Here is a 13,778-nt window from a genome sequence, read left to right as displayed (position 1 = left end):
ACATGACCGCACCCGTACTCGCTGTGACCGTCGGCGACCCGGTGGGCATCGGTCCGGAGATCACCGCCCAGGTCCTCTCCGAGTTCGCCGGACAAGATGATCAGCACGGCGTGGCTGTCGCGGATCTGGCCGTGATGCGACGCGCCGTCGAGGTCCTCGGCCTCGATGTGGAACTTCGTAAGATCACCGACTGGTCGACCTCGTCGGCTGGTGCCGGCGTCATCGACGTCTTCGACGTCGGCGTGCTCGGCTCGGATCTGCCCGACTGGGGTGTCGTCGATGCCCGCGCCGGCCAGGCTTCCGTGACCGCGATCGAGATCGCCACGAACGCCGCGATGGACCGCGAGATCGCCGGCATCGTCACCGGCCCGATCAACAAAGAGGCCGTGTGGAAGTCCGGGTCGAAGCACCTCGGCCACACGGAGATGCTCGGAGAGCTGACCGGGGTGACGAAGCAGGACACGATGTTCGTCGTCGAGAACACGAAGGTCCCCGACCACAAGCTCCAGATCTTCTTCGCCACTCGTCACATGTCGCTGCGCAAGGCCATCGACGCTCTCACCGTCGACACGCAGGTCGATTCGATCGAACGCGCCCACCGAGCCCTCCAGCTCTACGGAGTGGACTCGCCGAGGTTGGCCGTCGCTGCGCTCAACCCGCATGGGGGCGAGAATGGGGCCTTCGGTGATGAGGAGATCGAAATCCTGCGTCCCGCCGTCGAGCGTGTCAACGCCGGCGAGCTCGAGGTCGCCGGCCCGATCCCGGCCGATTCGGTGTTCCACCAGGGACTGTCCGGTCGGTTCGACGGAATCCTCTCCCAGTACCACGACCAGGGCCACATCGCCTCGAAGACCTTCGACTTCGACGGCACGATCTCGGTCACCGTCGGCCTGCCGATTCTGCGCACCTCGGTCGATCACGGCACGGCCTTCGACATCGCGGGCCAGGGCATCGCAGATCCCGGGACCATGCGCTCGGCATACCGGGCGGCGATCGGCTACGCTCCCTTCGTCGATGGCATCCGCCAGGAGTACCTGCCGCAGTAGGCTTCTGTGCGGTAGACCGACGAGGGAAAGAAGGAGCGAGACATGGCAATCCGCACGGGAACACAGAAGCGCCGCGATGACATCCTCTCGCTGCTCAAGACCGGTTCGTGGTCGATCCCTCGCCTGGCGTCCGAACTCGACACCTCCGAGTCGACGATCCGTCGGGATCTGCGGGAGATGGCCGAGTCTGGTGATGTCATCCGCACCATCGGCGGGGCCACGGCTGCCGGATATGTCGAACCGCCGCTGGGCCAGCGGATGGAGCTCAATGCCGAGGCCAAGGATACGATCGCGACCTGGGCGCTGACCCATATCAGGGACTCGAGCGTGCGCACGATCTTCCTCGATGCCGGATCGACGACCGTGCGTGTGGCCGAACGCATTCGGCACCGCGCCGAACTCACCGTGATCACCCGCGGTCTTGAGATCGCCCTCGCCCTGGCCCACCCGATGGGGCCGAAGGTCATCATGGTCGGCGGCGAGGTGTCGACGAAGTCCCACGGCACCACCGGGGCGCTGAGCGACCATGCCCTCGGCCGGATCCACGTCGACGTCGCGTTCCTCGGCGCCGATGCGGTGGATGAGAAGAACGGCCTGGGCGAACCGACCCTCGACGAGGCGCACACGAAGGAGCTCATCTCCGAACGCGCCCGATCCGTCGTCGTGCTCGCCGACAGTTCGAAGGCCGGACGGGATGTGGCCGCGTGGGCGCCCATGCCTGAGGACTGGGTGTGGATCGATGAGAATGGACCGCGTGCGCGGTGAACCACGCGTGACCGCAGGGTGACGAATCGACTTTCTGTTGAACACATTTTGTGTAGAATCCCGGAGGCGGTTTCAACTGTGACCGCCTGTCGGCCAGTGACGAGGCAGCGGATGTCGGAGACCCCGCAGCCCCACGTCGCGGCCCTGGTTCTCAAGGAGAATGCACGATGAGCGAACCGACAGAGGCCGTCACCGACGGCACTGAGGCGTCCCCCAGCGACAGCGGAAAACTGCGCAACCGCCACATCACAATGATCACCCTCGGCGGGATCATCGGCGCCAGCCTCTTCGTCGGCTCGGGCAATGTCATCCGGTCAGCAGGCCCCGCCGCCATCATCTCCTACCTCATCGGCGGACTCCTCGTCTTCCTGGCGATGCGGATGCTCGGTGAGATGTCGGCGCGCAAGCCCTCCGTCGGATCGTTCATGGAATACGCGAACGAATCCATGGGCGGATGGGCGGCCTACCTCGTCGGCTGGCTGTACTGGTACTTCTGGGTCGGCGTCATCGCCTACGAGGCCGTCGTCGGCGGAGGAATCCTCACCGGCTGGTTCCCGGCTGTTCCGGCGTGGCTGTTCTCGCTCATCCTCGTCATCGTCTTCATCGGCACGAACATCCTCTCCGTCCGTGTCTTCGGCGAGGTCGAATTCTGGCTCGCCAGCGTCAAGGTCATCACGATCGTCGTCTTCCTCGTCGTCGGGGCTCTCTTCGTCCTCGGCGTGTGGCCCAATGCCAGCCTGTCCGTGCCCAATCTCTGGAACCACGGCGGCTTCATGCCGATGGGATTCAGCGCCGTGATGATCGGCGTCGCCACCGTCATCTTCAGCTACTTCGGCACCGAGATCGCAGTCATGGCCTCTGCCGAATCCGTCGACCCGGCACGCGGCATCAACCAAGCCACCCGCACCGTGATCTGGCGGATCATGCTCTTCTTCGTCGGGGGCGTCTTCATCATCGTCATGGCCGTGCCCTGGGACGAGCTGCCGGATCCGGACACCCTCGCTCCGTTCGCCTACGTCTACGGTCTCTTCGGTCTGCCCGGAGCCTCGGCGATCATGACGATCGTGCTATTCACTGCCGTCATCTCCGTGCTCAACTCCGGCCTCTACTCCGCATCGCGGATGTTCGCCTCGCTGGCCGACAAGGGCTATGCGCCGGGAATCATCCGCAAGCGTTCGAAGACCGGCGTGCCCGTTGCCGCACTCATCGCCTCCAGCCTCGGCGCTCTGGCAGCGGTGGTCGCCAACTTCACCATGCCGGCCTCGGGCATCTTCGACTTCATCATGAACTCCGGCGGACTCGTCGCGCTGTTCGTCTACGTCTTCATCTCCCTGGCCCAGTGGCGGATGCGCGCGAAGCTCTCTGACGAGGAACGGGAAAAGCTGACCCTGAAGTCGTGGCTGACTCCGGGACTGAACTTCTTCCTCATCCTCGTCGTCCTCGGCATCGTCGTCATCATGCTCCTCAGCGAATTTGGTCGGGTGCAGGTGGGCACCAGCCTCGTGGCCACCGCGGTCCTCGTCGTCCTCTGGCCGCTCGTGAAGAGAAAGCTCACCGCGCGCGGCATCGACACCTCGCCGGCCATGGATCAGCGCACGAAAGCCGCCGCAGCCAAGGCGAGCCGAATGGCCGAGTGAGATCCGAAACAGCCGAGTGAGATCCGGGTGGGATCAGACAGGTGAAAATCGCTGCGGCGGCCTCACATCGGTGAGAACCACACGAGCGAATTGACGAAGGTCCGGTGTCCGCAGCAGACGGCCACCGGACCTTCGGCTTCCCCGCTCAGCGCCGAGGTTGGGGCAGCATGATCATCGGCACCGGCGAGTGCCGCATGATGTGCGTCGCGGTCGATCCGAGGAAGACGCCGTGCAGGGCCGACTCGCTCGAGCCGACGACGAGGACGTCACCGTCCTGCCAGTCGAACGAATTGACCGCACTCGACCACCGGTCACCGGTGATGATGGAGGTGCCGGTGACGCCAGCACTTCCCTCTCCGCTTTCCACGGCCGTCACGATCGACCGGTGACCGCGGAGGACCTGCTCCTTCCAGGTCGAATACACGCCCTGGTCGGCAAATGCCCCCAGACCGGAGGGCTTCGAAGAGCGCACGGCGAAGGTGACGACCTCGATGCCGACGCCCAGCCATCTGGCCAGGCGCGCCACCGAGTCGTAGTAGCGTTCGGTCCGGCGTGAGGGGTCGACGGCGAAGACGAGCCTGCTGACCTCGGTGCGGTCGGAGTTGTACCCGCGGGGCACCAAGGCGATCGGCAGCGGTGAGGAGTGGACGAGGCGATCGGTCGTGCTCCCGAGCACGATGCGACCCAAGGGCCCGCGGACGGAGGATCCGGTGACGAGGACCTGCGCATTGCGGTCGACGGCCTCGTTGTGGAGGACCCTGGTCACGGATCGCCCGGTCCGCACGACCACCTCGGCGGTGGCGTCATCGGGCAGGGCGGACTTCGCATCGGCGATCGCCTGCGAAGTCATGCCCCGTATCTCCTTCTTCCAGTCATCGGAGACCCCGGAGAAGTCCGACATCTGCGCCGAGGAGAATCGATCCTGTACAACGCAGCAGAGGATCAGCGGCTCCCCCGAAGTCCGGGCGAGGTCGGCGCCGAAGCGGACGCTCGCACGGCTCTTCGTGTCGACGCCGAAACCGACAAGGACGCTCATTTCGGATCAGCCTCCGTGGTGACCGTCCCGGCACCGGTATCGGTCGGTCCGGGGTCGACTCCCTCACGTTCCCGGCGGGCGAGACGCGACTTCCGGTTGCCGTAGGCGAAGTAGACGACGAAGCCGAGCAGCAGCCAGACGAGGAAGCGCAACCAGGTCTCGACCGCGAGGCTGGCCATCAGGCCGAGGCAGGAGAGGACGGAGACCACCGGCAAAAACGGCACCCACGGCGTCCGGAAGGGGCGTTTCATGTTCGGTGAGGTCTTGCGCAGGACGATCACGGCGAGGGAGACGACGAGGAAGGCGAACAGGGTTCCGATGCTCACCATCTCGGCGAGCACGGAGATCGGCACCAGCCCGGAGAGCAGCACCACTGAGCCGACGGTCAAGGCCGTTATCAGCACCGGGGTTCCCCAGCGGGGATGGATGCGGGCGAAGATGCCGGGCAGCAGTCCGTCGCGGGAGAGGGCGAAGCCGATGCGGCCCATGGCGACGATATCGACGAGGATGACCGAGCTGAGTCCGGCGACAGCGGCGATGCCGATGAGGATGCCCGCCCAGCCGAGGCCGTTCTGCGTGAACACATCGGCGACCGCATCACCCTCGGAGAGCTTCGAATAGTGGACCATGCCGGTGACGACGAGGCAGACCCCGACGTAGAGGACGGTGCAGATCGCCAGCGTACCCAACAGCCCCATCGGCATGTCGCGGGAAGGCTTCTTCGTCTCCTCGCCGAGGTTGGCGATCGCTTCGAATCCCGAATACGCGAAGAAGACGACCGCGGCGGCCACGAAGACTCCGACGACGCCGAAGCTCGAAGGTTCGATCCCGGTGACCCACTGCCACAACGGTGCCTGCAGTCCCGAAGTCGCACCCTCCTCGACCGGCTGTGCGGGCGGAATGAAGGGCACGAGGTTGGCTGACTTGATGTAGAAGACTCCGACGACGATGACGAAGATGCAGACGAGGACCTTGATGATGACGAGGCCGTTGGTCACCCATTTGGATTCGCGGATCCCGCGCATGGCCACCCAGCCGAGGACGAGGGAGATGAAGATCGCGCCGAGGTTGACGATCGACCCTTCTTCGGCGAACCACGCCGAGGGCAGGTCGAACACTCCGGCGATGTATCCCGACCAGCCGCGGGCGACGACCGAGGCCCCGAGGGCGAACTCGAGGATGAGATCCCAGGCGATGATCCACGCGAAGATCTCACCGATCGTGGAATAGGCATAGGTGTACGAGCTGCCTGCTGTCGGCACGGCGGCGGCGAGTTCCGCATAGCACAGGGCGGCCAGCAGAGCGACGACACCAGCGATGACGAAGGAGATCATTACGGCGGGACCCGCATGCTCCTTGGCCTCGAGGCCGGTGAGGGTGAAGATGCCGGTGCCGATGACGATGCCGATCCCGAATCCGATGAGGTCCTTGGCACCGAGATTCTTCCGCAGATGCCCGCCTTCACCGGCGTCATCGTTCTGATGGATGACGTCGTTGACATCCTTCTTCCTCAGCACTCCCATGAGAATTTCTCCTCGTGGTCAGGCCCAGCACCCGTTTGTCCCAGGTCACATGATCGGCAGACTACCACCACCGAAACCCGTCGACGGGGTGAGACCATTGATCGATTTCGAAGTCAACCAGCTTGGCGTGACGATATCTTTGGTGTTTCCTGTGAACCTCACCAACAGATGAAGTTCCCTCACTTCATGGCATCACGCCAGGTCAGAAGCCCACAGGGTAAACCTTTCGCCAGCGACACGCCGCCGGCTTGACAGCGAGTCCACGTTGAAAGGCTGAGCAGATCCTCGTAGCGTTCATAGTCGCTTCTTCCCAGCGGACCGCTCGATCGGCGGCCCCAGACGATCGGAGGATCTCGTGAGCAACCCCAACTCCCACCCGAATTCCGCGACACTCGCGTCCCCACCCACGCCCGACCTGAAGACTGTGCGCAAGGCCGTTGCCGCCTCGGCGATCGGCAATGCCACCGAATGGTTCGACTACGGCCTCTACGCGGTCTCCGTCGCGTACATCACCCAACACTTCTTCCCCGGCGAACATGGACAGCTGCTCGCCCTGCTCACCTTCGCCGTCTCCTTCGTCTTCCGTCCTCTCGGCGGAATCGTCTGGGGTCCGATGGGCGACCGGCTCGGTCGCAAGGCGGTCCTCGCGCTGACGATCCTGCTCATGGCAGGCTCCACCTTCTGCATCGCGCTGCTGCCGAGCTATGCCACCATCGGCGTGGCGGCACCGATCATCCTCATGCTGCTGCGCGTCATCCAGGGATTCTCCTCCGGAGGCGAATACGGCGGTGCCGCGACCTTCATGGCCGAGTACGCACCCGATCATCGTCGCGGATTCTTCGGCAGCTTCCTCGAGTTCGGCACTCTGGCCGGCATGGCCGCCGGTTCGCTCATCGTCCTGCTGCTCCAGCTCGGACTCGGCGAAGAGACCATGATGGACTGGGGCTGGAGGCTCCCGTTCATCCTCGCCGGCGTCCTCGGCGTCGTCGGACTCTACCTGCGAACCAAGCTCGACGAATCCCCCGTGTACACGGAGCTCGAGGACAGCGACCAGGGCAAGTCGGTCAAGGAGGTCTTCCGGGTCCTCTTCACCGACTACTGGAAGCAGCTCCTCATCCTCGGCGGCATGGTCGTCGCGGTCAACGTCGTCAACTACACACTTCTGTCCTACATGCCCACCTATCTGAAAGATCCGGTCGGTATGGACGGCAACGCCTCGCTGACGGTGATGTTCCTCGCCCAGGCCTTCATGATGATCCTCATCCCGTTCGGCGGCATGATCTCGGACAGGGTCGGTCGCAAACCGGTCTGGTACTTCTCCCTCATCGGACTCTTCGTCGCCTCCATCCCGATGTTCATGCTCATGGCCAACGGCTTCGTCTGGGCCCTCGTCGGTCTGGCGGTTCTCGGCGTCCTCTACATCCCGCAGCTGTCGACGATCTCGGCGACGTTCCCGGCGATGTTCCCCGGCCCGGTGCGCTTCGCCGGCTTCGCAATCTCCTACAACGTCTCGACCGCGCTCTTCGGCGGAACGGCACCGTCGGTCAACGATGCCCTCATCGGATCGACAGGCAACCCGATCATCCCCGCGTACTATGTGATGGGTGCCTGCGTGATCGGATTCATCGCCACGATCTTCATGAAGGAGACCAAGGGTGCCTCGATGCGCGGTGCGGGTCTTCCGGAAGAGGGAGCGGACGTCGTCTTCGACGACAACGAACTCGTCGACGACAAGAAGTGAACTGACACAACTGCAGAGTGACACAAGTGCAGAGTTCGGGCCCGTCGGAGTCATTCCGGCGGGCCCGAACTCTGTCCTCACAGGCACCCACCCAGTTCCTCATCGTGCACGTCGCTCCGCCGATCCCGCCTGTAGTGGGTTAGTCTCAACCCATGGTCACGTTGATACCCCCGCAGCCTGATTTCCATGGTTCCGCCGCCGAGGAAGCCGTGTGGAATGCTCTGAGCGAGCAGCTGCCCGTCGAGGCGACGATGGTTCATGGCCAGCGCCTGACCGGAGACGACAAGGACATCGAAATCGACATCCTCGTCCTCTGGCCCGGACTCGGCATCGCCGTGATCGAGGTCAAGGGCGGCCGGGTTGAGATCGAGGACGGGCGATGGATCACCACAGACGCGCAGGGACATCGAAACCGGCTCAAGGAGTCTCCACTTCACCAGGCGATGGTCGCCAAGCACAACCTCGTCAAGTACCTCCGTTCCCGGGTCTCGACGATGCCAGGACACATCAGCCATTTCGCGGTTCTGCCCTATACGCAGCTGCCCGGAGACTGGGACCAACCGGATGCGCCTCGCCGGCAGCTCGCCGACTCCACTCAGCTCGACTCGCTCGCGGGTGCGATCTCGGCTCAGCTGCGCTACGACTTCGATCCGGAGCGTCACGACCTCTCCGCACCGCATGAGTACGTGCTCAAGAATCTGCGTCGGACCAATCGGGCCGTCGAGAACGTGCGACTGCGGGCCGCGGAGATCTCCGATCGTGCCGATGCCCTCAGCCGAGAGCAGGCGAAGCTCATCCGGATCCTCCGACACCAGAATCGGGCGGAGATCAGCGGCGGTGCCGGCTCGGGCAAGACCTACTTGGCCCTGCTCAAGGCCAGGGCGCTGACTCAAGCCGGACTGCGAGTGGCGCTGATGTGCTATTCCCGCGGCCTCGGACGCTTCCTCCAACTCTTCACCGCCCAGTGGCCGGACAGCGATCGGCCGGCCTTCGTCGGCCTGTTCCATGACCTGCCGGTCTCCTGGGGCGCGGAACCGGGCAGCGATGACGATTCGGACTATTGGGAGCACGAGCTGCCTCTGCGCCTGAAGGACCTCGCCGATGAGCGGCCGCGCAAGAGCCTGTTCGATGCGGTCGTCATCGACGAAGGCCAGGACTTCAGTCTGCTGTGGTGGGAGGCCGTGCAGTCCTGCCTGCGCAACCAGGTCGACGGAACGCTCTATGTCTTCACCGACGAACGGCAGCGGATTTTCGGTCGGCAGGGCGAATCTCCGATCACGATGAACCCCATCCAACTCGACGAGAACCTGCGCAACTCCGAACAGATCGTCGCCGGATTCGCCGGATTCGCTCTCGAACCCCCAATCCCCCGCAACGCTCCCGGCGAGGACATCGAATGGGTGGAGACCGACGCAGAGTCGGCCCTCGCCGAGGCGGACGGGCAGGTCGAGGCCCTCATGGATGCCGGATGGGACCCCGGTGACATTGCGCTGCTGACCACGGGCAGCAGACATCCCGTCCAACGCGAGATCGTCGAAGCCGAGGGCACTTCGGCCTACTGGGACCAATTCTTCGCCGCCGAAGACGTCTTCTACGGCCACGTCCTCGGCTTCAAGGGACTCGAACGCCCAGTGGTCGTGCTGTGCAGCAACGGCTTCAGAGACCGGTCACGGGCGATCGACATGCTCTACGTCGGCATGTCGCGGGCGACGACGAAGCTGGTCGTGGTCGGAGACCTGAGCGCCCTCGACCACGACGACGCACCGGGCGCTTAGCCTCCTGCGACCTCGAGCAGGATCTTGCCCATCACCGTTCGCTCGTCGAGCTCCCTGATCGCCGCGGCTGCCTTCGCCAGCGGGTAGGTGGCGTGGATGCGCGGATTCAGCCGTCCCGCCATCAGGTGCTCGTCCAGCACCTCCCACTGCCGGGCGATGAGCGAGGGATCGCCGACCGTCGCGGCTCCCCAGGCGACACCGTCGACGGAGATGTTCTTCAGAAGCAGCCGGTTGACTCTGATGCTCGGAATCTCTCCGGCGGTGAACCCGAGCACCAGCAGGCGACCGAAGGGCGCGAGCACACGGGTGGAATCCGTGAAGCGATCCCCGCCGACCGGGTCGAAGACGAAGTCCACGCCACCGGGCCGGATCTCCTTGACGGCGTCTTTGAAGCCCTCGGCCGAAACGACCTGCTGAGCTCCCAGCTCCCGGACGATCTTCGCCTTCTCCTGCGTCGAGACCACGGCGATGACCTCGAGTCCCATGGCCAGGCCCACCTGCACTGCCGCAGATCCCAAACCGCCGGCGGCGCCGTGGACGAGCAGACTCTGCCCCGACCGGGCTCCGGCTCGCAGGCGCAGCGCGAAGTCGGCCGTGAGCACGTTCATCGGCATCCCCGCACCGTGGGCCAGACTCACGGTGTCGGGCAGGGCCATCACCTGATCATCGCCGGCGACGGCGAATTCGGCGTAGGTCCCCGCTCCGATGATCGTCGCCACACGATCGCCGACTGCGAATCGCGACCCGGGCCCCACCTCGGCGACGATGCCGGACGCCTCGGACCCGAGCACGAAGGGCAGCTCGTGCTTGGTCTGATACTGCCCCCGGGTCTGCAGCAGCTCAGGGAAGGTCACGCCCGCATAGGCGATCTCGATGAGGACCTCCCTCTGCCCCGGCTGCGGGCGGTCCACCTCGGCCAGCTCGACATCGTCCGGCCCGGTCAGGGCGGCAACTCGAATTGCTTTCATGCTTTCCTCACTGACGGCATCTGAGTCTCGGTTGCGATCGGTTCGGCGGTCGGGTCGATTCCCGCACAGCCGATCGATCGTTCCCTCATCACTATCACACCCCGAGGTGAGCGGCATCACGATTTCGGTTTGACTCAACCGCGAACGTTGAATAATCTGAACCAAATTGAACGATTGTTCACTCGGGAGGTCGATGGTGACCGCAGTACCAGCAGGATTCGACGCAGACCGCATCGGGGCGTGGCTCAAAGACAGATTCGATGTCACCGACTTCGACGTCGAGATCATGTCGATCGGTCGGTCGAATCTGACCTTCACGATCACCGTCGATGGTCATCCGCGGTGGGTTCTCCGGCGCCCCCCGCTCGGCCACTCCGGTGGCAGCGCCCACAACGTCGCCCGCGAGGGCAGGATCATGGCGGGCCTGCACGACAGCGATGTCCCGGTCCCGCACGTGATCGACATCGTCGATGATCCCGAGGTGCTCGATGTGCCCTTCGTCTTCATGGACCACTGCCCGGGCTTCGCGATCAACGAACCCGCCGACTGGGCACGCATCCCACAGGGGCCGGGACCTGACGACCGGCGCTCATGCGCATTCGGAATGATCGACACCCTCGCCTCCATCCACCAGGTCGACATCGACGAGGTGGGGCTCGGCGATCTGCGTCGCCCCGGTGGTCTCATCGAACGGCAGCTGCGTCGGTGGCTGGGCCAGGTCGAAGCGATCTCCATGCGCGAGACGCCGATGATCCACAAAGTCCACGACGTCCTGCTCGAGGCCATGCCCGACCCGGCGAACAGTCCCGTGGGGCTGGCGCACGGGGACTTCAAACCCAACAATATGATCTTCGCCCCGCAGGGCACCGTGACAGCCGTCGTCGATTGGGAGCTGACTGCGGTCGGCGAGGTGCTCACCGATCTCGGTTACTTCATCGCCATGCTCACCGTGCCCGAGGAGTACACGAGCATCTGGGTGCCGACCCCGCAGGACGGCTTCCCGACGAGCGCGGAACTCATCGACCGCTATCAGTCGGTCAGCGGTCACGAAGTCCACGACGTCGGCTACTACTCGGCCTTCGCGATGTGGAAGCTCGCATGCATCCGCGAGGGCGTCTACACGCGGTTGGCCACGGGCAAGATGGGCGACCTCGACCTCGATCCGGTAACGGCCGGAGCGGGAGTCGAAGACCTCGCCGGCCAGGCGCTGACCCTGCTGGAGACGTCATGAGTGCGACGCCGTTCGGCGGCAGCCGCGCCGTCGTCACCGGTGCCGCCGGAGGAATCGGTGCGGCACTCGCGGGCGAACTCATCGCCCGCGGCGCTTCGGTCGTCCTCGCCGACCTGGCCCCGACGGTGGAGGCGAGGGCACAGGAGCTGGGCCCGCGAGCGCATGCCTGGGTCGGGGACGCTGCCTCGGTGGAGGGGATCGCCGATCTCATCGCCCTCGCCGATGACCGCCTCGGCGGGGTGGATATGTACTTCGCCAACGCAGGCATCATCGGACCCGCCGACCTGGGTGCCTCGGACGCCGACTGGGACACGATCATCGATGTCAACCTGCGCGCGCATGTCCGTGCCGCCCAGGCTCTCGTGCCCCGCTGGCAGAAGGCCGGGCGCGGATATTTCGTCGCCACCGCCTCGGCGGCGGGTCTGCTCACCCAGATCGGCTCGGCCGCCTACAGCGTGACCAAGCACGCCTCGGTCGGCTTCGCCGAATGGCTCGCCCTGACCTACCGAGGCGACGGCATTCGGGCCTCCGTCATCTGCCCGATGGGAGTGGACACGGATCTGCTGCGCGCCGCGGGAGCTTCGGGACCGGCCCAACGCGCCGTCACCGAAGCCGGTCAGGTGCTCACCCCCGCCGAAGTCGCGACGATCGCCCTCGACGCAGTCGCGGCCGGCCAATTCCTCATCCTGCCCCACGCCGAGGTGCTCGACATGTACCGGATGAAGGGCAGCGACTACGACCGTTGGCTTGCGGGCATGAGCCGCTATCAGGACAGACTCAACGACCAGAACCGAGCGAACGAGGAGAGCACGCATGTTGGAGACGACTGAACGCGGACGTGAGTACCAGGAGCGTCTGAGCACGTTCATGGACGAGTTCGTCCACCCGGCCGAGCCGGTCTACGCCGAGCAGATGGCCGCAGCGGACAGCCCGCACACGCAGCCGCAGATCCTTGAGGACCTCAAGGCCGAGGCGAAAAGCCAGGGACTGTGGAACCTCTTCCATCCCGACCCCGAATGGGGTCCGGGGCTGAGCAACCTCGAATACGCGCCCTTGGCCGAGATCACCGGCCGCAGCATCGAGATCGCCCCGGAGGCGATCAACTGCAACGCCCCGGACACCGGGAACATGGAGGTCTTCACCCGCTTCGGCACCGCCGAGCACAAGGAGAAGTACCTGCGCCCGCTGCTCGAAGGCACGATCGCCTCGGCGTTCGCCATGACCGAACCGGCGGTGGCGAGCTCTGATGCGACGAACGTCGAGATGAGCATGGAGGCCACCGACGACGGATTCGTCCTCAACGGCCGCAAATGGTTCGCCTCCAACGGCATGCATCCGAACTGTCGGGTCCTCATCGTCATGGGCAAGACCTCCCCCGACGCCGAGGTGCACCGCCAGCAGTCGATGCTCGTCGTCCCGATCGACGCCCCCGGTCTCACCGTTGTGCGCAACCTGCCGGTGTTCGGCTACCACGACCGGGAGGGGCACGCTGAGATCACGTTCGAGAACGTGCATGTCCCGGCCAAGGACATCCTCAAAGGCGAAGGCGAAGGCTTCGCGATCAGCCAGGCCCGCCTGGGACCGGGCCGGATCCATCACTGCATGCGCGCGATCGGCGCGGCCGAACGAGCACTCGAGCTCATGGTCAGACGTGCCGAATCACGAGTCACCTTCGGCGAGAAGCTCTCCTCCCGGTCGAACATCCAGGACTGGATCGCCGAGGCCCGCATCGAGATCGACCAGGCCAGACTCCTGACCCTGCATGCGGCGGACATGATGGACAAGCACGGCAACAAGGTCGCGAAGAACGAGATCGCCGAGATCAAGGTCGTGGCTCCCGCCATGGCGCTGAAGATCATCGACCGGGCGATCCAGGTCCACGGCGGCGCCGGAGTCACCCAGGACTTCCCGCTGGCGAGCATGTGGGCGCACATGCGCACCCTGCGTCTGGCGGACGGACCCGATGAGGTGCACAAACGCAGCATCGCCCGCAATGAGATCAAGAAGCACCGGTAGCAGCCGACCACTCGGTTCGGCACCCGTTCGATGATGAAGG

The 13,778-nt window shown here is 65.0% G+C and carries 11 protein-coding genes; 8 read left to right on the top strand and 3 right to left on the bottom strand.

The genetic code is table 11. The annotated features are described in order from the left end of the window. The first annotated feature begins 2 nt into the window (after positions 1-2). From pdxA to CV023_RS00515, 3 genes are all read left to right on the top strand, one after another. On the top strand, positions 3-1,046 hold the full coding sequence (pdxA, locus tag CV023_RS00525; protein ID WP_230743516.1) for a 4-hydroxythreonine-4-phosphate dehydrogenase PdxA: 1,044 nt from the start codon (positions 3-5) through the stop codon (positions 1,044-1,046). 42 nt (positions 1,047-1,088) lie between these two features. After that, complete coding sequence (locus CV023_RS00520) at positions 1,089-1,811, top strand: DeoR/GlpR family DNA-binding transcription regulator (protein WP_230743515.1); 723 nt, start codon at positions 1,089-1,091, stop codon at positions 1,809-1,811. Between the two features lie 167 nt (positions 1,812-1,978). After that, positions 1,979-3,448, top strand: a complete 1,470-nt coding sequence (locus CV023_RS00515) for an amino acid permease (protein WP_230743514.1) — start codon at positions 1,979-1,981, stop codon at positions 3,446-3,448. 145 nt (positions 3,449-3,593) lie between these two features. Here the strand turns inward: CV023_RS00515 and CV023_RS00510 are convergent, their stop codons facing one another. Then, positions 3,594-4,484, bottom strand: a complete 891-nt coding sequence (locus tag CV023_RS00510) for a universal stress protein (protein WP_230743513.1) — start codon at positions 4,482-4,484, stop codon at positions 3,594-3,596. Beyond that, entirely contained in the window at positions 4,481-6,007 is a 1,527-nt protein-coding gene (locus tag CV023_RS00505; RefSeq protein ID WP_230743512.1) for an APC family permease, read from the bottom strand. Before CV023_RS00505 ends, CV023_RS00510 begins: the two co-directional genes overlap by 4 nt. 355 nt (positions 6,008-6,362) lie before the next feature. Here CV023_RS00505 and CV023_RS00500 point away from each other — a divergent pair, with 355 nt between their 5' ends. After that, positions 6,363-7,748 carry an MFS transporter gene (locus tag CV023_RS00500; RefSeq protein WP_230743511.1) on the top strand — a complete coding sequence of 462 codons (1,386 nt, stop codon included), beginning with the start codon at positions 6,363-6,365 and terminating at the stop codon, positions 7,746-7,748. 152 nt (positions 7,749-7,900) lie between these two features. Continuing rightward, positions 7,901-9,523, top strand: coding sequence for a nuclease-related domain-containing DEAD/DEAH box helicase (locus tag CV023_RS00495; protein WP_230743510.1), 1,623 nt, complete (start codon positions 7,901-7,903; stop codon positions 9,521-9,523). Here CV023_RS00495 and CV023_RS00490 read toward each other — a convergent pair. Then, complete coding sequence (locus tag CV023_RS00490; protein ID WP_230743509.1) at positions 9,520-10,491, bottom strand: NADPH:quinone oxidoreductase family protein; 972 nt, start codon at positions 10,489-10,491, stop codon at positions 9,520-9,522. The genes CV023_RS00495 and CV023_RS00490 overlap by 4 nt on opposite strands. 193 nt (positions 10,492-10,684) lie before the next feature. Here CV023_RS00490 and CV023_RS00485 point away from each other — a divergent pair, with 193 nt between their 5' ends. The 3 genes from CV023_RS00485 to CV023_RS00475 are packed head-to-tail and all read left to right on the top strand — an operon-like array spanning position 10,685 to position 13,738. Further along, complete coding sequence (locus tag CV023_RS00485; protein ID WP_230743508.1) at positions 10,685-11,722, top strand: phosphotransferase family protein; 1,038 nt, start codon at positions 10,685-10,687, stop codon at positions 11,720-11,722. Continuing rightward, positions 11,719-12,552 (top strand): SDR family oxidoreductase, encoded by an 834-nt coding sequence (locus tag CV023_RS00480; RefSeq protein ID WP_230743507.1) that lies wholly within the window; start codon positions 11,719-11,721, stop codon positions 12,550-12,552. The genes CV023_RS00485 and CV023_RS00480 overlap by 4 nt, the downstream gene beginning before the upstream one ends. Beyond that, positions 12,536-13,738, top strand: coding sequence for an acyl-CoA dehydrogenase family protein (locus CV023_RS00475; RefSeq protein ID WP_230743506.1), 1,203 nt, complete (start codon positions 12,536-12,538; stop codon positions 13,736-13,738). Before CV023_RS00480 ends, CV023_RS00475 begins: the two co-directional genes overlap by 17 nt. Positions 13,739-13,778 lie beyond the last annotated feature (40 nt).

The sequence above is a fragment of the Brevibacterium sp. CCUG 69071 genome (assembly GCF_021023135.1).
Classification (GTDB): domain Bacteria; phylum Actinomycetota; class Actinomycetes; order Actinomycetales; family Brevibacteriaceae; genus Brevibacterium.
The sequence above is the reverse complement of the archived record's forward strand: the minus strand, read 5'-3'. Positions and strand labels throughout refer to the sequence as shown.